The sequence below is a fragment of the Alteromonas sp. Mac1 genome (genome assembly GCF_001562125.1).
Taxonomy (GTDB): domain Bacteria; phylum Pseudomonadota; class Gammaproteobacteria; order Enterobacterales; family Alteromonadaceae; genus Alteromonas; species Alteromonas stellipolaris.
In genome coordinates this window covers 138,077-159,269 of record NZ_CP013932.1, presented here as the reverse complement: position 1 = coordinate 159,269, position 21,193 = coordinate 138,077, and the positions used below count along the sequence as shown (strand labels likewise).

Annotated in this window: 11 protein-coding genes; 1 reads left to right on the top strand and 10 read right to left on the bottom strand. The window is 44.6% G+C overall.

Annotation, left to right across the window (positions count from 1 at the left end):
- Window position 1: 1 nt before the first annotated feature.
- From rbbA to AV939_RS00625, 4 genes are all read right to left on the bottom strand, one after another.
- Entirely contained in the window at window positions 2–2,809 is a 2,808-nt protein-coding gene (gene rbbA / locus AV939_RS00640) for a ribosome-associated ATPase/putative transporter RbbA (protein ID WP_061996799.1), read from the bottom strand.
- Window positions 2,806–3,870 carry an HlyD family secretion protein gene (locus AV939_RS00635; protein WP_231751148.1) on the bottom strand — a complete coding sequence of 355 codons (1,065 nt, stop codon included), beginning with the start codon at window positions 3,868–3,870 and terminating at the stop codon, window positions 2,806–2,808. The genes rbbA and AV939_RS00635 overlap by 4 nt, the downstream gene beginning before the upstream one ends.
- 371 nt (window positions 3,871–4,241) lie before the next feature.
- A complete protein-coding gene (gene mmsB, locus AV939_RS00630) occupies window positions 4,242–5,123 on the bottom strand; it encodes a 3-hydroxyisobutyrate dehydrogenase (protein ID WP_061996797.1) in 882 nt (293 codons plus the stop codon).
- A 33-nt stretch (window positions 5,124–5,156) separates the two neighbouring features.
- Entirely contained in the window at window positions 5,157–6,656 is a 1,500-nt protein-coding gene (locus AV939_RS00625; RefSeq protein WP_061996795.1) for a CoA-acylating methylmalonate-semialdehyde dehydrogenase, read from the bottom strand.
- A gap of 127 nt (window positions 6,657–6,783) precedes the next feature.
- On the opposite strand from AV939_RS00625, the gene AV939_RS00620 reads away from it, so the two are divergent.
- The gene (locus AV939_RS00620) at window positions 6,784–7,665 is read left to right on the top strand and encodes a LysR family transcriptional regulator (RefSeq protein ID WP_057794868.1); all 882 of its coding nucleotides are present in this window, start codon (window positions 6,784–6,786) and stop codon (window positions 7,663–7,665) included.
- Between the two features lie 110 nt (window positions 7,666–7,775).
- Here the strand turns inward: AV939_RS00620 and AV939_RS00615 are convergent, their stop codons facing one another.
- The 6 genes from AV939_RS00615 to AV939_RS00590 all read right to left on the bottom strand — a co-directional run bounded on the left by AV939_RS00615 (window position 7,776) and on the right by AV939_RS00590 (window position 21,190).
- Entirely contained in the window at window positions 7,776–9,869 is a 2,094-nt protein-coding gene (locus AV939_RS00615; RefSeq protein ID WP_061996793.1) for a TonB-dependent siderophore receptor, read from the bottom strand.
- Window positions 9,870–10,089: 220 nt separating this feature from the next.
- The gene (locus AV939_RS00610; RefSeq protein WP_061996791.1) at window positions 10,090–12,675 is read right to left on the bottom strand and encodes a hybrid sensor histidine kinase/response regulator; all 2,586 of its coding nucleotides are present in this window, start codon (window positions 12,673–12,675) and stop codon (window positions 10,090–10,092) included.
- 101 nt (window positions 12,676–12,776) lie between these two features.
- Entirely contained in the window at window positions 12,777–14,825 is a 2,049-nt protein-coding gene (locus AV939_RS00605; RefSeq protein ID WP_231751147.1) for a tetratricopeptide repeat-containing sulfotransferase family protein, read from the bottom strand.
- A gap of 180 nt (window positions 14,826–15,005) precedes the next feature.
- Entirely contained in the window at window positions 15,006–17,534 is a 2,529-nt protein-coding gene (locus tag AV939_RS00600) for a TonB-dependent receptor (protein ID WP_057794874.1), read from the bottom strand.
- Between the two features lie 152 nt (window positions 17,535–17,686).
- Window positions 17,687–19,216 (bottom strand): aldehyde dehydrogenase, encoded by a 1,530-nt coding sequence (locus AV939_RS00595; RefSeq protein WP_082746013.1) that lies wholly within the window; start codon window positions 19,214–19,216, stop codon window positions 17,687–17,689.
- 345 nt (window positions 19,217–19,561) lie between these two features.
- Complete coding sequence (locus AV939_RS00590) at window positions 19,562–21,190, bottom strand: GMC family oxidoreductase (protein WP_061996789.1); 1,629 nt, start codon at window positions 21,188–21,190, stop codon at window positions 19,562–19,564.
- Between the last annotated feature and the right edge of the window lie 3 nt (window positions 21,191–21,193).

Genomic DNA, 21,193 nt, shown 5'->3' with positions numbered 1-21,193 from the left:
CTTAGCGCTCCTGCTTCTTAAGTAGCACCACTGACAACCACAAGGTAATAGGAATGCTGATAGCGATGGCATATACCGCAAAATCTAATGAACCAAAGCCCAACCCTTTACTGAAAATGCCTCGACTGGCTAATAAAAAGTAACTAATGGGATGCATCTCACCAATAATTTTTCCTGCGCCCTCTAGTGCTGAAACCGGCGTGATCATGCCCGCAAATTGAACCGCGGGCACCATGGTGCCTATGGTAGTAAGCAGTATGGCGGCAATTTGGCTATTGGTAAAAACTGACGCCAACAAGCCAAAACTGGTAGAAAAGGTGACAAACAGTAACGCGATTATGGCAAACGCGAATACATCGCCTTTTAGGGGTACATTGAAAAAGTACACCGCCATTAGCACCAATAAAATGAAGCTTACAAATGAAGTGAGAATATAGGGCACTTGTTTGCCAAGCAAAAATTCAAGCTTTGATACTGGGGTGACATACAAATTAATAATTGAGCCGAGTTCTTTTTCTCGCACCACGGCTAATGATGTAAGTAATGCCGGGATCATCAGCAATAACATTGGAATAACCGCAGGTACAATGGCCACCAGGCTTTTAATATCAGGGTTATACAAATAGCGAGACTGCACGTCGATAAGTGAGGTAGAAGTGGTAGTGCTCATTTGAGAGGCTTGTTCTAACAACCAGGTTAAGTGGATACCTTCAACATAGCCTTCAATGGTCTCAGCTCTAGAGGGCATAGAACCATCTATCCACGCGGCAATTTGTACATTTTCACCTTTGTGTAGCTTTTGACCGAAATCAGGCGGTATCTCAATGGCAAGTGACAGCTCGCCACTTTTCATTCGCCTATCCATATCTTCATAGCTGGTGATATCAGGCTGGGTAACAAAATACCGTGAACCCGCAAGGCTATTGGTGTATTGCTCACTAATAGCAGACCTATCGCGGTCAAACACCGCGTACTGAAGGTCTTCTACATCCATGGTAATACCGTAGCCAATCACCATCATCAACACGATAGAGCCTAAAAATGCCATAGTTAGCCGGATAGGATCTCGCATTAGCTCCAACGTCTCTCGAGTGGCGTAACTCATTAAACGTTGTAGCGACTGTTTATAGCGGCTTTTTTGTTTCGTAGCCGCAGGCACTGCGCTGGTATTTTCTTTTTCTGGACTGGCTTCTTGTCTCGCTGCAGAAACACCTTTCTTTAAGCTAGCCTCTTCACTTTGGGCAATGTCTTTACTTGGCTGCGCGGCTTCTAAATAGTCGATAAACGCTTCTTCCAAGCTAGCAGCTTGCTTACGGGCCACAATAGCCTCAGGTGAATCAGTTACTAGCACTTTGCCAGTGTGCATAAGCGAAATGCGATCGCATCTTGCCGCTTCGTTCATAAAGTGTGTGGAAATAAAGATAGTCACACCATCTTCTCTGGCCAAGGTGATGAGCAAACGCCAGAAATTATCCCTCGCGATGGGGTCTACCCCCGATGTGGGTTCATCTAGAATCAGTACTTCAGGTTTGTGTACCATGGCCACCGCCAACGACAACCGTTGACGCAACCCTAACGGTAACGATGCGGGCAACGCATCTTTGTGATGACGAAGTGAAAAGCGCTCAAGCATCTCTTGTACGCGAGCCTCACGCTGCTTGTTATCTTGAGTATTAGCCTGTGTAAATAGCCGCGCATGTAGTACCAAATTTTGTTCAACGGTAAGCTCGGTATACAAGGAAAAGCTTTGCGACATATAGCCCACGCGGTATCGCGTGGCAATGTCGTTCGGATCTAATACGCAGCCTAACATCCATGCTTCGCCAGAAGTTTGTGGCAGAAGGCCAGTCAGCATTTTCATGGTGGTAGATTTACCGCAACCATTCGAACCCAAAAAGCCAAATATCTCGCCTTTTCGAATAGAGAAACTGACGTTATCAACCGCAGTAAAATCACCAAACTTCATGGTGAGACTTTTCGCCTCTATGGCAATAGGCGCGTGAGCACTTTCATCTATGGAGGTAATAACAACGGGCAGGTGTTTGCGTCTTATCGATTCGGGCAGCAACGCAATAAATGCCGACTCTAGATTGTCGGTTTGAGTTTTCGCCAGCAGCTCTTGCGGCGTACCTGTCGCGAGTACCTGGCCGTCATTCATGGCGATGAGGTGTTCAAATTGCTGCGCTTCATCCATATACGCAGTAGCAACCAGCACGGTTAAATCAGATTGCTCTCTATCAGCCCCACCTTTTCGAATATCTGCAATTAAACGCCAAAATTGGCTGCGCGCTAAGGGGTCTACGCCGGTAGTAGGCTCATCTAAAATCAGTAATTTAGGGTCGTGAATAAGGGCACAGCATAAGCCCAACTTTTGCTTCATGCCGCCAGATAGCTTGCCCGCAGGGCGAGATAAAAAAGGAAACAGCCCAGTACGCTTAGTTAAATTATCGATACGTTTGCGGCGCTCGGCGCGCCCATGCCCAAATAGCTTGGCGAAAAACTGTAAGTTTTCTTCCACCGACAAAGTAGGGTATAGATTCTTGCCCAAGCCCTGAGGCATATAAGCAATATCCGCACAAATGGCTTCTCGGTGAGCCCGCTCACGCATATCGCCATTCAGCACATTAAGCGTACCTTGCTGCAATATACGCTCGCCCGCAATTAACGATAAAAGAGTAGATTTACCTACGCCATCAGGCCCAATAAAACCAACTGTTGCACCACGGGGAATTCGAAGTGATATATCTGCGATAGCGGTAGTTGATTTGTAATGAACCGTCAGACCTTCACAGGTAATGACGTCTGTCATAGCGCAACCAACTCAGGCACATCACTTGGCCACGTTGCGTTATCATCAAGCTTAACCCATACCACGCCAGGCAAGCCTGTTTTTACCTTTTCGATATGTTTTTGTAGTAAGTCTTTAGGAATTTGCGCTTTTACTCGGAACATTAACTTTTCTCGCTCACTTTCGGTTTCCACTGAACGGGGCGTAAACTGCGCGACATCTGCCACGTAAGAAATACTGGCAGGAATAGAAATATCAGATGCGGCATCTAAAACAATACGTGCTTCAGAGCCAATAGAGAGTCGCCCTACTTGAGTAGCAGGCAAGTAAAATGTCATATAAACATTGGTTAAATCTACAAGGCTTAGCACACGTCCACCCGCGGCCACTACTTCACCAGGTTGCACAACACGGTATTGAATACGCCCGTTGCGCGGCGCTTTTAATAACATATCATCTATTTCAGATTCAATTTGCGCGATGGTAGCATCGCTTGCCGTTACCGCCGCTTGGGCTGATAAATGCTGAGATTTAGAGGCTTCAATGGTGGCGTCTGCCGCTGCAAGCCTGGCCGCCGCGGCATTTACTGCCGCCTTTGCACTTTCTACCGTAGTTTGGTTATCTTCCGCCAATTGTTTCGACACAGCACCAGTTTTTGAAAGCTCATCGGTGCGTTTAGCGTGGGCTTCTGCCGCTTTCAGCTCGGCTTCGGTTTGAAGCAACGCTGCCTGTAAGGCAACCTTTTCACTCTCACGCTGCGCAATGGCCATGTGCGCTGCGGCTACTGCACTTTGCGCCTGCACGCGCTGTGCATTGGCTTGACGAAGTTGGCCTTGAATAGTCGTGGTATCAAGCTTGGCGACTAGTATTCCTGCTTCTACTTGCTCACCTTCATCCACATAAATGGCTTCCACTCTTCCCGCTACCTTAGCAGCAATACCAATTTCAATCGCTTCAATTCGACCATTACTCGACACCACATCTTCTTGCTCTGCACCACCGAAGAAGGCGTTATAACCAAGCACCAATAATACAATCAACAAAAAAACTAAAACGAAGGGGGTCTTCTTCACTGTCTTCACGGCAACGCTTCCTGTGTAATGAATCTCGCTGCCTGAAAAGCGCGAGTAGTTTCACGGTGTGGGGAACGCATAAGCTGCCCCCGTGATTTAATCAATTATTTGGCTTACTAGATGAACTACTCATTTTACCTATTGGGAAAGAAGCATCTTTGTTCTAAATCAACAAAAGTCAGTGTTGATCGAGTAGTAGGTTGGCGTTTTTAACACTGGCATTGTTCACAAGCGTGAGTGAGGGTAGCTGTATGGAAAGTAAGAGATTATAGAACCTGAGAACGGTGCAAAAATGAGAGTCAGCCTCACATTTTTACACCTTGAATAACTTAGTTTTAAACAAAGCTTTTTAGCTAAAACCCTTGATTTAAGGCGTTGGGCTAAAGGGTTTTGATAATAGAAGAAAAATCCAGCCCACCGTTTTCTTGCGCTTTTTCACAATAGTCACGATACAACTCGGCGGCTCTTTCTCCCATAGGCACTTTTGCTCCCACAGACTCAGCGCCCTGCATGGCTAAGGTTAAGTCTTTCAACATAAGCGCGGCGGCAAAACCACCGGCAAAATCATTATCTGCAGGGCTAACTGGCCCTACCCCTTTTACTGGGCAGTAGCTGGTCATCGACCATGTTTGACCCGACGCATTCGACGCAATATCGAAAAACACCTGCGGATCTAAATTTAGCTTTTCTGCTAGCTGAAATGCTTCACAGGTTGCAATCATGCTGGCACCTAGCAGCATATTATTGCAAATTTTCGCAGATTGTCCTGCCCCACACTCCCCCGCATGAATAATTTTCTTACCCATGGCTGAAAGCACTTTTTCTGCCTGTTCGAAGGCCGCGCTTTCGCCACCCACCATAAAAGTAAGAGTGCCGTCGCCAGCAGCTTTAGTGCCTCCAGACACTGGCGCGTCTACCATAAGCAAGCCCTGCGCTTTTGCCATGCCACCCACGTCCTTGGCAGTCGCCACATCTATGGTCGAGCAATCTAATAGCAAAGTACCGGTTTTTGCGTTAGGCAACACAGTGCCTTCGTATATACTCTTAACGTGCTTGCCTGCAGGTAACATTGTCACCACCGCATCACAGCGTTCTACGGCTTGCTTGGCAGATTCAGCTAATTCGCAGCCATTCTCTTTTGCCATGACCATAGCTTCATTGCTTAAATCAAACGCCAATACGCTGAACCCATTTTTCACTAGGTTTTTAGCCATGCCCGAGCCCATATTGCCTAGGCCAATAAACGCAATATTTTTAGTCATTATTCACTCCAGATTTATGTCGATGGACACAGCTTATTCCATAGTAGGAATAACAAACGCATTGTCGTTAGTATCAGAACCATCAGGCCACCGCTGAGTAACCGTTTTCACTTTGGTCCAGAATTTCACCCCTTCCATGCCGTGCTGATTGGTATCGCCAAAGGCTGAACGCTTCCAACCACCGAAGGTGTGATAGGCAACAGGGACGGGAATTGGCACATTAATACCTACCATGCCCACGTTCACCCGTTGTGCAAACTCTCTGGCGGCATGGCCGTTTCGGGTGTAAATGGCCACGCCATTACCGTATTGATGATCGCTCGCCAACGATACCGCATGGTTAAAGTCTGTGGCGCGCACAACTTGTAGTACTGGCCCGAAGATTTCTTCCTGATAAGAGCGCATATCTGCCGTTACATTGTCGAACAATGTGGGCCCAATGAAATAGCCATTGGTGTGCTCGGGTATTTGCGACGTGCGGCCGTCGTAAATAAGATTCGCACCTTCCGATATGGCAAGTTCAATATATTCTTCAATACGTGACTTATGGGTAGCCGTTACCACAGGGCCGTAGTGCGCCGACTTATCTTCTGAATGGCTTACTTTAATAGCTTTAATGGCTGGAATAAGTTTGTCGATAAGCTTTTCTGCGGTGCCTTCACCTACTGGCACTACCACAGGCAATGCCATGCATCGCTCGCCCGCAGACCCATACGCTGCGCCCACTAAGTCAGCCACCACCTGATCTAAATCAGCATCTGGCATCACAATGCCGTGGTTTTTGGCGCCGCCCATGGCTTGAATACGTTTGCCAGCTCGAGCACCACGTTCATAAACATAATTGGCAATGTCAGATGAGCCCACAAAGCTGACCGCTTTTACCTCTTGATGGTCAAGCAGCGCATCAACCGCTACTTTGTCACCATGTACCACGTTCAATACGCCTTTAGGCAACCCTGCTTGTAGCATGAGCTTGGCTAATTCAACAGGTACCGACGGATCCCGCTCTGAAGGTTTTAAAATAAAGGCATTCCCGCAGGCAATGGCTACGCCGAACATCCACATGGGTATCATTGCTGGGAAATTAAACGGCGTTATCCCCGCAACCACACCTAATGGCTGGCGCATGGAATACACATCAATACTCGGCCCTGCGCTATCGGTGTACTCCCCTTTTTGCGCATGAGGAATACCGCACGCAAACTCAATAACCTCTAGTCCTCGTTGAATATCGCCTTGGGCATCAGATAGCACTTTACCGTGTTCGCTTGATAGCAACTGGGCAAGCCTGTCTTTGTCTTGCTCAACAAGGCGTTTAAATTCAAACATGACACGTGCGCGGCGTTGAGGGTTTGTGGCGGCCCATTCGCGCTGGGCTTTTTGGGCTACTTCAACAGCGTGGTTTACCGTTTCCACGGTAGCCAGCGTAACGTGGGCTTGAACCTTACCCGTGTTAGGGGCGAATACATCGGCGTGACGCTCGCCTTCAGCAATATAATCTTTGCCTTCAATAAAGTGCGTTATGGTTCTCATGGCCTACCTCGACAACTAAAAAATAAAACATATTATTTACAATCTTGAAACCTTGCGTTAAAAACTGCAAGTCAATATAGTTACAGCACAGTGCTGCATTTTTGCAGCAAGTCAAAAAGGTAATCACGTGAATTGGGATGACTTAAGACTGTTTCTTGGCCTTGCCAGAAATGGAAAAATTAGCATTGCTGCCAGAAACTTACATCTTGATGCAACTACGCTCATTCGCCGTGTAAAAAGGCTGGAGACAGCCCTTAATTGCAACTTGTTTGAGCTAAGTAACAAAGGCTATTTACTTACCGATCACGGTAAGCGCTTAGTGCACTATATTGAACATGCAGAAAGACACATTTTAGAAGCGAAAAATGATTTAACCGACGAGCGTCAGGAGCTTTCCGGCACGGTGAGGGTCAGTGCATCTGAAGGGTTTGGTTCTTGGGTGTTGGCCCCAGCGTTGGCTGAATTTAAGCAGCGCTACCCCGCTATTTGTGTGGAGTTAGTGGCAAACAGTGGCTTTTTAAATATCAATAAACGGGAAGCCGATATTGCCATTTTGCTAGAAAAACCCACGAAAGGCCTGTTGTACACTAAAAGACTTACCGACTACCGTTTAAATTTGTACATGCACGAAGACCTGGTAGCAGAGCATGGCGCCCCTAGTTCTATCGAGCAGCTAAGCCCCTTCAATTTGGTCAGTTATGTGCCCGATTTAATTTATGCACCCCAACTTAACTTCATTGAAGAATCGCTACTTTCGCCGCTTCACGCCCTTAAAAGCACCAGTATTAATGCGCAATTTCAAATGCTACGAAACAAAGCGGGTGTAGGCATTCTGCCTCATTTTATTGCCAAAAATGCCCATGAGCTACAACCGGTACTGCAAGATAAAATAAACATTACCCGCACCTTTTGGCTAGCAACCCATCGCGATGTAAGGCACTTAGCCAGAGTAAATGTATTTTTAGATTGGTTGAACGATACCGTGCAAAAACACGCTGATATATTCTGAGTTAGTCACAGGGTTATCGAGCTAATGCTAACGCCAACGTTATTTAGGGCGGGTCAACATATATAAAAAAAGCGCCCTTGGGCGCTTTTTAGTGTCTTATTTTATACATTTTAGAATGCGTAAGTCAGGCTCACTGAACCATTCACTGGTGCACCATAAAAGCCTATGGTGTGTAGGCTGGTAATGTATTTTTCGTCAAAGATATTATTGATGTTTGCACGCAAGGTAAGGTCGTTGGTTACCGCGTAGGTCGCATAGGCATTTGCTAAGAAGTAGCTGTCTTGCTCTACGTTGTAGTCAGTATTGCTGATTTCAGACTGCCATCTTCCGCCTAAACCAACCGTTAGTTCTGGTACTGCCGGCAGTTCGTAACCTAATTGGAATGTCACTACATCACGTGGAGCCCACAGGTTTGCGTCGTTGCCTGCTTCATCTTCTACATCAATTGCGGTATACGATGCTTGAACACGTAAGGCATCGGTAATTTGTCCAACGACTTCTACTTCAAAACCTTCAGACTCAACCGACACTCCTTCATAGTAGTACTGACCATTTTCAGGGTTAATTCCTGCAAAAGAGGCTAAGTCATCTTGTTCAGCAGTGAAATAAGCAAATGTGGTCATTAAGGTATCGTCCAACCACTGAGCTTTAACACCAGCTTCAAAGTTTTTACCTTTAGTGGGTGCTAAGTATTGGCCAGATAAATCATATTGCTCTTGCGGCTGATACACATCTGAATAGCTTACATAGGTATTGATGTTTTCGGTTACCGCGTAGGTCGCCCCAATGTAAGGGCTGGCTTCACTTTCTCCGTTGTCGATAGTGGTGCCCGCATTGTTACCACTGCGCTCAAAATCAATCGCATTGAAGCCCGCAATAACGAACAATTCATCGGTTAGGCTAATTTTTGTAGAGCCAAAGTAGCGGGTAAGATCTTGTTCAATGTCAGAATAAAGTACCGCGTCAAACCAGTCAGGCTCAGCAATGGCATCAAATGCATACGGGAACGCTGGGGTTGCGCCGTAGGCAGGCGTATTGGCATAGTCGAAACCGTACTGATACATGGTGTCGCTGCTTGAGGCATGGCTTACACCAACATTCACTTCATGCTGGCGACCGAAAAGCTCGAAAGTACCAAAAGTACGCGCTTCTATTAAGTTTGAGTCTATGTCTGAATCATAACGACCCGGCCAGCCTACTAAGCCTAAGCCCGTGTCTTTATCGATAGCACCGTAAGCGTAAAACAACTTATCTTGTTCTTCGTAGCCACGGTAGTTGTAGCTTACTTTTACTTGCCAGTCGTTATCGAAAATATAATCGAATTCAACGAAGGCGTTGGTGTTTTCAGTGTCCCACATTGCCCACTCTTGCGCTGTGGTATCACTAACATCCCACTCGGCTTGTGTGCCGTCGGTGTAATTAAATACTAACCCGCCCCAATTGTTTCCATCCGTGTTAGCGTCTTGGTAAGAGTAGCCCAAGGTAATGGTGGCGTTATCGGTAAGTTGCCCATCTACTACGCCATATAAAAAGGTGCGATCGTTCTCTAGGCCATCCAAGTAAGACTCTTTATCTTCTATAGCACCTACAAAACGTGCAGCCCAACGGCCATCTTCGGTTAGCAAAGTAGAGTAATCAGCCTGCAAGCGTTTAAAATCAAACGATCCTGCGCTCACTGTGACTTCACCGCCTTCTTCATTGGTGGGGCGCTTGCGTACATAGTTTAATGTACCAGATGCATTCCCAACACCGGTTAGTAAGCCGTTCGCACCACGAATAACTTCAATTTTTTCATAGCCGTAAGCTTCAAGTGCGCCCGTTACAATACCCCAATCGTTAGGTAAACCTACGCCATCAATTTGCGTATTTTTAATTTCAAAACCACGGGCGGTGTAGTTCGTTCGGTTCGTTTCCCACTCTTCTACGTTAATACCCGGCGCAAGTTTAAGTGCATCGTTAACATTGTAGGCACCAAACGACTGCATCAACTCTTCAGAGATAAGGCTAATTGACTGAGGCGTTTCGCTTAGCTCCATTGTCAAGCCAGTTGCCCCGCGACTTACGCGGTTTTGACGTACACCAACAATGTGAATTTTCTCTACCTGAGACTCTTCTACAGTTGCTGTGTCTGGTTGAATTTCTTGAGCGTTAATCGAAAAAGCAAGCGCGATGGGGGTAAGCGCAAAGAGCGTGGTCAGTTTCATTGTGTTCTCTACAGTGATTTTGGTTTAGTTTTTAGTCGCAGAGGATTATACGTAAGTAGAGATGGATCGCAAATGATAATTATTAGCATTTACATAATTATCACAATGCGCGATCTTTAAGTAAAAATGATCGGCATTGTGACGTATTCAAAATATAAATGAGGTAATTGAGTAGGCCGAAGAAGCTAGCGCCATCGGCCTTTGCTGGATAGTGAAAATACTAGTTGTCGGTAAGCCTCAACTTCACCTGCGTGATAAGATCTTGTTTCACCACGGGCTTAACAATATGCCCTTGCATACCGGCATCGATACAACGCTTTCTGTCAGCTTCCATGGCGTTAGCTGTCATAGCCAGAATAGGTATATTGTCCCAGGTAGCATTTGCGCGAATGTGCTCTGCGGCTTCTACGCCGCCCATAATTGGCATTTGCATGTCCATCAATATTAAGTGAGGTTTAAACCCACTTAGGAGAAGATCTAAACACTCTTGTCCGTTCTCGGCAAATTTAACAATAGCCCCTGCGCTTTTAAGCATTGCGCCCGCAACTTGCTGATTAATGGGGTTATCCTCTACCACCAGCACTAACCTTTTAGCCAACAGCTTTTCATCATCTTCAACCACAGGCTTTTGCGCTAATTCATCGGTAGATTGATTACACGAAATAACCGTGTCGTACAACGTAGAAGGCGTGAATGGCTTGTATAAGAGGTCATCGAATAACACCAAGCTATTTTTATCAAAGCTTTCTGTGTTGTGTGAAACCACAACTAAATGGGTAATTTCTTTTTGTTCTTGCTGCCAATCTGCCAATGCTTCTTTACTTATAACGCTCAAGATTGCTTCATCAATGATAACTACCCTAGGTAGGCTATTCGACACTTTATGAGACATTAAGTCTTCAACACTTTTCGCGACATAGGACGGCCATCCAAGAACAGAACATTGGCGCTGAATGCCAGTTTCTACGTTCACATTTTGCGTAAGCACTATCGCCTGATAAGACACGACATCTTGCTCACTTAAGCTTTCTGCTTGCGCTGCCGAAGCTTTTTTAAGCAACACATTGAAATGGAATTTACTGCCTTTACCCTGCTGGCTCACCACACCAATTTTTCCGTGCATCATTTCAACAAGTTGCTTCGCTATACTTAGCCCCAGCCCTGTACCGCCGAACTTAGTATTGGTATCGCGGCTAGCTTGAGTAAACGCCCCAAATACTTGATTGGCTTGCTTTTCAGTCATGCCAATACCCGTATCTTGAACCTCAAATCCTAACTGAACGGTGTCTTCGTTTTCGCCTAATAGTTCAACGCTTAAGTTTACTTCCCCGCGAGAGGTAAACTTAATGGCGTTGCTAATTAAGTTACTGATAATTTGATTGAGCCTAACCGCATCGCCCACAACATGTTTAGGGCATTTAGGATCAACATCAATCCATAGTTCAATGTGTTTACCGTAAGCAGCACGGCCCATCATTTTGCCAACTTGATTAAGCAAACTATCTAAACGAAACGGTGCCTCAACCATATCGAGTTTCCCAGCTTCAATTTTAGAAAAATCGAGCACGTCATCAATAATTCGGCTTAATAAAGAAAAGCTTGTGATAGCTTGCTCTATATTATCGTTGATTTTTTTGTAGTTACGCTCACCCAACGTGATTTGAAGTAGGCCATATACACCATTCATAGGGGTTCGAATTTCATGTGACATTCTGGCAAGAAAATCGGCTTTGGATTTCTCGGCATTATTGGCTTTATTTTTTGCCTTTATGGCAAGCTCTTTTTCCAAGCTCAATTGATTAAGCAGTCGTATCAATAAGTACGCCAAACCTATTAAAAACAAAGCTGCGGCAACAAAGCCGAAAATAAAAAAGTGCTTGGTTCGCTCCAAATACGCCACGGCCTCAGTGGGCTTTTCCATGACTAACCAGTAGTAAGCATCTTCAATGTCTGTATCGTCAGTATTTCTTTTACCAATAGGAATAATGCCGTGTTTGAATCGGCTCGTAAAATTGCCGTCTGGGGTATCATCTTCGCTGCCATTAAAGCGTTTTTCAAAACCTGGAAACTGCATACTTACTTGGTTTTTAGGCCTGTCGAGCAGCCAGCCCCACGCTGAGTTATTCGGTGAAGATAAAAAGAATCCATCAGGGTTTATTAGCCAATGCGCGCTTGTGGATTGCAGCGCTTTTAGGCGTGAAAACAATTCACGCAAATCAAAATTCAATACAACTAACCCTAAAACTTCTCCATCAACGCGGTATTTAGCAACACTTCTGATAGTTGGGCGATAAGGGAGCTCTATTATTCCCCGCTCCTTGTTTAAATCTAAGGGCGATATGTAATAGTCTTTAGGTGACTCAACGGCTTCAATAAAATAATACCGATCAGCTTTGTTTTGCAGGTCTTTGGTGTCTCGCCAAATCAGGCTTTCGGCTGATTTTTCAGCGCGCAGTTGTTCATTACCATCAAGCGCAATATAACGAATTTGCTGTAAACTTGGGTACGCATCGAACAGTGCTGACCAATGTGCAGTAAGGTACCGCTTAGCATCGCCTTCAACGAGTGAATCAACAATAAGGGTACTTTTACTTTCTTGAATAGCGATTGAACGCGCATCCAATATGACGTGGTTTATTTCGCTCTGAAAATTTTGATGCAGGACATCGAATTGTTGGCTGATAGCGTCATGACTAAACCGCTTAGTTTCTATCCACAAGATATTGGCTAATACCGCCAAGATACCTATAAATAATACGCAGAAAATAGAAATAAAGAGTGCTGATTTGGAGACTTTATTGACCACAATGCATCCTTTCGGGTTACTGCAACGGCTATAGCATTATACTAAAGTATAACACCTAAGTCGTACCGTGCCGCAAATAAGCTAGCTTTGGCTATTAATGGCTACGTTAATGCTGACACCAAAGTACTTAATGGCCCTAAATCTGATTCAAAATGCTTCCATTGCTGCATTCCGCTTTGATAAATAGGCTGGCGAACCTGCTCAGCACTAGCGGTTCTTACTGAGCGTTTGGTTTTGTAAAAATTTAAACAACTCTCTTCAAAGGGTAGCCCGCAAAAATCAAGCAATTTACGTACTTGTTCTTCAAAATCGGTGACTATGTCTTCATATTGCATCTTTAAAATTTTACCTGGTAGCGTCGTGTTCCAGTGCGCCATAAGCTCAACATAATTATTGTAGTACTTTCCAATATCTTCAAGGTTGTAGCTAAATTCCTGTCCTTCCGCAAACAACTGCTTAAAGATACTAAACCCGCATGACATAGGGTCTCGTCGCGCATCAATAATTATCGCATTCGGTAAAATGAGATGAATAAGCCCTATATGCCTAAAGTTATTTGGCATTTTATCTATAAAGAAAGGAGCTCCTTGGCGATAAACTTCTGTATCTCTAATAAATTCTTCGCCAAATTTGCCTAACTGCTCTGCAGAAAGTTCAGCGAGAACTTGCGGGTAACGCTTTGGCTTATCAATACCGCCACGGCCATTTAATCGATGAGAAAGTGACATTATGTTAGGCAATTCCATGGTGCCATCAACCATAGAATGGGAAGACAATATTTGTTCTAACAAGGTAGAACCAGCACGGGGCAGGCCCACTATAAAAATTGGCGTTGCCTGGCTCGTTTGTATGCTCGGGGGGTTCGGCGTGTTCGAAGGAGGTGCGTGTTGCGAAAACAGCGCGGGCGTACATACTTCTATCTGTGCCTTACATTCAGCATCTACCCGCGCAGCTTGATAGCCCAACTGCTGCTTTTTAAGCGCATTCCCTTTGGCATAATAGGAAAAGGCTTGTGAGTAATCGCCAGCATCTTCAAATGCTTTCCCTAACGCAAAGCTTAAATGAAATCTATCTTCAAAGGGGGTATCGGACGCTTGCTCACGAGCTTGCATAGTCGTAATTTCATCGGCGCTAAAGCTGTATGTTTTAAGATTCGCTAGGCTCCAAAATGCATCGCCAAAATTCTCTTGGCACGCACCCGCTTTTTGATAAGCGGCAACGGCATTGTCGGTTTCCCCTACCGTTTTGTACGCGTGCCCCAACATAATGAGTACACCTGAATTATCTGGTAGCTGATTGAGTATTTCACGATAAATATGAATAGCTTGATTAAACTCGCCTACGGCTTGGCTTTCATTCGCTACGGCCATTTGATAGCGCACATCATTTGGTGACTTACTGCGCAAAAGTAGTGCTTGCTCTAAGGCTTTTTCGTAGCGTTGTCTTTTATGCAAAACATTGACGTAATCTAATCGTGCTTGATGAAACTCAGGGTCGAAGTGCAAACAGCTTTCAAGCAAAAACTCGGCGTCGTCTAACACTTTATGTTTCACACCAATAGCAGCAAGCAAGCGCATCGCTTCGGTATGTTTAGGCTGTGTTTTAAGGAAAAAGCGACATATTTCTTCCGCTTTAACCACGTTATCTTCGTTGATTAAACTACTTACGCTCACCAACGCTTGTGGCATACCAGACCAATAATCCACTTGATTTTGGGCATGATCCGCAGACCATATTTGGCCCTCTGCGCGATATAGCTCGTTTAAATTTTTCCAACTCGCAATCAGTGCGGCATTCAGTTGTACTGCTTTTTCATACGCACTAATAGCGGCTTGGCTATTACTCAGCCGGTAGTTGTGGCCTTCTTCTTGATAGGCCCTCGCGTAATTTGGATGGTAGCTTTTAAGTGTATTCAGTGTAGCTAATGCTTGCTGGGGCTGTTGTAAGTAACGCTGACATACCGCCGTTAAATACAGCGCTTCAATGTTGTCTGGATAACGAGTGAGTAGGTTTGAGGTAATGGCTAGTGCGTTTGAAAATTGCTTTTTTTGCAGCAACAATTTGGCTTCAGTGATGCTATCACTCATGCTACTAACATTACTAAACTGCTTGGTTTTACCTTCAGAATTTGTGGGTTCAGAAACACCCATATACGTTACTCCAGCTCAATCACTTATTACACTAATCTTAACTAAAATGCCAAGCTACCTATAAAGACTGGCAGTTGCCTATTTAGACAAACACAGATTTAGCATACATGACTTACATTTATAAACAAAAAGCGGCTATGGGTAAGCCGCTTCTTGATACGTGTTGTCTAGCTATTTACATTAGTTAAACGCATAAGACACACGCATACCAATGGTACGAGGGCGATTGGTGGTTACCCGTCTTATATCATCGATGGTGTTAATGTACTTTTCTGCAATTTCATCAGTAAGGTTATCAACGTATAGTTCAACTCCCCACTCATCAAAGTTTGCACCTACTGAAGCATTAACTAATGTGTAGCTGTCTTGCTTTTCACGGGCATCAATATACATGGAGCTATAGCTCTCGTCAGTATATTGAAGGGTGACTTGACCGTAAGCATCTACGTTTTTCACCGTCCAATCATATCGTCCACGCAAGCTGTAGTTAAGCTCGGGCGACAATGCTAATTCGCTACCCTCTGGTGCCAATGTAAACGAAATACCACTGACTAAATCGGTAATTTCAGAATGGTTGTTAGACACAGCGGCGAATAGGGTTAAGTTGTCGGTTGCAGTCCATGCTGCATCAAGTTCTATACCTAGAATTTCTGCGTCAGCCACGTTGTCAGTAAAGGTTAACTGTAAGATGTTGGCACTATCAAGAATGGCGACTTGGATGTTGTCCCAATCAATTTTGTAAATTGCACCATTAATCTTCAGGTTACCGTTGTTAAACGTGGTTTTCCAACCCAGCTCCATGTTAACCACTTCATCACTTTCGTAGGTATCTGGTACCACGAAGTCTTCGAACTCAGGTAGGTTATTGGTGTTAATTGCCGGGCCAGACAGTCGGTTGAATCCACCTGCGCGGTAACCTTCTGAGTACGTAGCGTAAACCAAAATATCTTTACTGAACTGATAGTCCAACGTGAATTTAGTAATGGTGCCATCTTGTTTTAGCGGCGAGATATCAGCCAAGCTAACATCATAGTTACGGCCGTAGTCAGGGAAGTCTTCTGTCGCGCCAAACACGCTAGTGTTGGCAAAGGCAGATGAACCTAAGAAGGTCGCTTCTAGTTCGTAATAACGTAAACCAGCTGTGGCGGTAAGTTTATCGGTAATATCCCACGCTAGTTCACCAAAAATAGCCGTTTGCTGTTCTTCACGTGTTAAGTCGTTAATGAAGGTAACACCTGGTTCTCTAAAGTCAGGGTTGTTCGCCGTAGAGCCTACGTTTGGTCTATTTTGGAAGAAACCAAGCTCTGGTGCAGCGGCGTAATCATACTCACCATCGTGGGTAATAGTTTGATCGTCATAGAACAAGCCAAGCACACCACGCACCGGCTTATCATAAGGCGAGCTGAAACGAATTTCATGCGTTAAACGTTCGTTAGTTACCTGACCTACAAAGCGCTTGCTTGGATCTAAACACTGTCTTACTTCGGTGTAAGTACAGGTGTAATAATCGGCGGCAAATGCACCACTGTTGTTGTAACCAATGTAGTCAACGGTTTGATAGATATCACGATCTAAATAACCACCGGTATAAACAATGTCTACGTATTCTAACTGCTTCTCGATAGTCCAAGAGGTTAAGTCAAAGCTATCTTCCAGCCTGTCATCATCGAAGCGTGCAACGTTCATTTCGCCTAATGTTGGATCGTAATCAAATACGCCATCAACGTCTAAGTCTTGATGGGTGTGTTGTAACAAGATACTGAAATCAGTTGTTGGTTCCCAGCTAACGCCGAAACGAACCCCAATATATTCGCTGTCGTTGAAATCGTCTTCAACAAACTCTTCGTTATCTATTTCGGTATAGGTGGCGTCTACCCATTGGTCTTTTAAGCCTTGCTCAACATCACCATTATTAAAAAAGTCTGGGTTTGCGTTAGGGTTTATAGTTGGGTCTAGCGTGAACGTGCTGTAGACGTTGTCAATATAGCCACCTTGCTTATCATTGTATGCAGTAATACGTACCGCCAACTCATCTTCAATGATAGGAATATTGACAAAGCCTTCAATCGAAGTGCTGTCATCGCCGCCTTTGGTTTGTGAATAATCGAGTTCGAAACCTGCATCAAAGCCGCCAGAATCCGGCTTGTTTGTAATAATGCGCAATGCACCTGCTTGCGCACTCGCACCGAATAAAGTGCCCTGTGGACCAGCCAGAACTTCCAAACGTTCAACGTCAGTGACGTAAACATCTAGGTTACGCCCTGTTGCACTAATTGGCATGTCATCTAGGTATAAGCCTACTGTTGGTGCTGGGGTAAACTCAGTACCGGTAATACCATTATGGCCTAATGCTAATCCGCGAATATAAACGTCAGACTGACCCGGACCACGTCCACCCATGCTTGCGCTAGGGATCATTTCTATATAATCATCGAACTTAGAAATGTTGTTTTCTTTAAGGGCCCTTTCACTCAGTGCGGTAACTGAAATAGGTACACTTTGAATACTTTGAGCCCGGCGGGTTGCCGTTACTTCAATAAGCTCAATAGCTGCCCGTTTGGGCTTTTTAGTGGGTTGTGTTTCCTCAGCAACTTGTTCAGTTGCTTGCTGTGTTTCTTGAATATCCGCAAACGCTAGAGGAACATCTACAGCAGCCGCCATCGCTATACATACTGCATAATTGACTTTCGTCTTTCTTAACATTTTCATGAATATCTCCAATTTTTATTATAATTCTCTTACACGCTCGTTATGTTGTTACTTAGGGTACCTTTTTACTGCTTGGGCTTTACTGCTTGGGCTTTAATGCTTGGGCTTTAATGCCTTACTTCTTGGTTATTTGAATTAGTTTACGGTTGCTTTTAAGCTAGGTTTATCCAGGTCGATTTACTTTGGGTGTAGGCAGTGAAACACTCAAGGGACTTATCTCTAGAGTTACCCGACTGTTTATAACCACCAAACGGCTGTGTCATGTCTCCGTCACCAAAGCAGTTCACCCAAATCACACCGGCTTCAATCGACTTTGTCATTCTGTGCGCGGTATTTAAGTCAGAAGTCCACAAGCCCGCCGCCAATCCATATTTAGAATCGTTCGCAATCTTTAGTGCTTGCGCTTCGTCATCGAAGGGAATTAACGCCACAACAGGGCCGAAAATTTCTTCTTGAGCAATAGACATATCAGACGTAACTTGGGTAAATAGTGCTGGCTGTATATAGGCGCCATGCTCTAAGCCTGAAGGCACTTCTCCGCCAAACGCCAGTTTTGCGCCTTCTTTACTACCTGCTTCAATTTTTTCTAATACGCCTTGGCGTTGCTGCAGTGAAACCATGGGGCCCAAACTCGTAGCTGGATCTAATGGATTACCCGGTTGGTATACTTCACGGCTCTTCTCAATAAATTTTTCCACAAAGGCATCGTGAATGTCTTTGTGAACCAGTAATCGAGAGCCTGCGTTACATACCTGGCCTACGTTGTCGTAGATGCCAGCGATGGCAATATCTACAGCCTGATCTAAGTCAGCGAGGTCTGGCATGAATATTTGCGGGCTTTTACCACCCGTTTCTAATGCCACACGTTTCAAATTTGATTCACCGGAGTACATCATTAGCTTTTTGCCAACCGCGGTAGACCCTGTAAAACTTATTTTGGCTACATCCATATGCAGTGCTAATGCCTTACCGGCAATATGGCCATAACCATTGACTACATTAAAAACGCCTACAGGCCCGCCAGCTTCGATAAACAGTTGAGCTAATCGCGTGCAACTCAGTGGAGCTTGTTCTGAAGGCTTCAATACAACGCAGTTACCTGCAGCTAACGCAGGTGCCACTTTCCAAATAGCCATCAGTAACGGGTAATTCCATGCCGAAATGGCCCCCACTATGCCTAGTGGTTCGTGCTGAATCATATGCAATGCATTATTTTCGGTGTTGGTGACCGAACCACTTACCTTATCAATACACTCAGCAAAGAATCGTAGTGACACTGACACTTCGGGTATATCAATAGTTAAGCAATCGGTAATGGGCTTACCCATGTCTAAACTGTCTAGTAATGCGAGTTCGCCCGCATGTTCATCTACCAGGTCAGCCAATCGTAAAAGAACATTCATCCGCTCACGAGGAGGCATGTGTCTCCAGCGCCCATCATCCCAAGCCGCTTTACAAGAACTTACGGCTGCATCGACATCTGCATCACTTGCTGATGCAACCTTAGCGTTAACTTCGCCATTTGCCGGATTAATGGAATCAAAGGTTTCGCCACCTTTTGCAGAAACATAATTACCATTTATGAATAAGTCAGATTGTATTTCCAAATCTTCTGCAATACTTACCCAATCTTCGAGTGAAAAGTTCGCAGGATCTGATTTATTCAACAACGTGGATGGCATGTATAAAAACCTCTTGATACTTTTTTGCTCATTTATTCATCAATCATAAATCTAAATATGACAAAGGCACAATTGAGCATTATTTGATTATTCATTAAAATTTCTAACCTATGCGCAAGTCGGTTAAAAAATTTCACATATAAATGGAAATATTGACGCGACCACCTTTAATATCACTGCCATTTTTATTAATTTTCAACACAACAAGTGAATAGAATTAAATTGAAAAAGTTAACACTAATTAGAAATTAAAATATCTTTGACGTAATAATCACTTTTTGGTCGTTTATAGAAAACTAAGCCAAGCTTAAATTTACTTTTCATGAAAAATGTAATAAGCCAAAACTAGTGATTTATTTGGTCTTCTAAAATTAAATCGGCGCCTTTTTCAGCCACCATCATTACTGGTGCGTTGATGTTGCCCGACGTGATATTTGGAAAAATGGAAGCATCTACAACACGAAGGCCGGTAACACCATGAACTTTCAGTCTTGCATCTACGACTGCATTACTTTGCTCAGGTCCCATGGCACAGGTTCCGCATAGGTGGTAAATCGAACCGCCTTGCTCTCTAAAGTACTGCAGCATGCTATCGTCATCATTAACAGCATCACCCGGTTTTACTTCTTCTGCGGTAACCGCTTTTAACGCGGGAGCTTGCATTAAGCGCCTGATGAGTCGGCTCCCTTGACGCACTTCTTCTATGTCTTTCTCGGTGGATAAATAATTGGGGCGGATAAATGGCTTATCGCTGGGATTGTTCGATGACAACTCTACCGTGCCTTTACTGCTTGGTCGGCAAGAATTAAACGCGACTAAAAACCCTGAATAAGGGTCCGGCGCTAACTTAGCATTAGGGTCGGCCGGAATTTGATATGACATGGGGTTGAAGTACAACTGAAGATTAGGCAGCGTTTCGGTATCTGACCCTTTTACAAAGCCTCCACCTTGGTTAACGCTTATCGATAAAGGCCCGCTACGTGTAAATACATACTGTAACGCCGCTTTAGCTTGCCCGAACAACGACCCCAAATCGTCGTTCAATGTTTTTACTTTTGCTTTGAAGTAGTAACTAACACATAAGTGATCTTGAAGGTTTTGGCCTACAGCAGGAGAATGAGTGACAACAGGAATACCATACTTATCGAGTAAGCGAGTATCTCCAACCCCTGAAAGCTGAAGTAATTTTGGCGAGTCTACTGCGCCAGCTGACAGCACAATTTCTCTTTTCGCCTTAAGGGTTTGCTTAACACCCGCGGTATTTACTTGTACACCATAAGCATGGTTGTCTTCATTGAATAAGACTTTTTCGACCACCGTATCGCGCAATACATGCAAGTTAGGGCGCTTTAGTGCAGGCTTGAGGTGCGCCGAGTTACTGCAATGGCGAAAGCCTTTGTAGATATTGGCATCGTAAATACCTATCCCTTCAAACTGGGCACCATTAAAGTCGTCATTTAATGTGAAGCCAAGCTGTTCAGCGCCTTTCAAATAATGACTACAAAAAGGATGTGCCCCTTTTTTCATTTGAGTAATACCCACCTTTCCACTGCCAGAATGGTGTTCGGTGTCGCCTAAGGGGTGTCGCTCTAGCTTTTTAAAATAAGGTAATACATCGGCATACGACCAGCCTTCGTTGCCAGCTTGTGCCCACGCATCGAAGTCTGAGGCTTGCCCCCGTACATATATCATTGCATTGATGGAGCCCGAGCCGCCTTGCCCTTTACCACGTGGGGCATACATTTTACGCCCCGCCATGTTCGGCTCTTCTTCACTGTAATACATATAATTGTAGGTGGGGTGATAATAGGTTTTCGCAAAACCAATAGGCAACTTAATCCAAGGTAAGCGGTTTTTCCCCCCAGCTTCAATTAAGAGTACGGAATAGTCACCAGACTCACTGAGCCTATCAGCAAGAATACATCCTGCTGACCCTGCACCGGTAATGATAAAGTCGTACTCAGAGATACTCATATG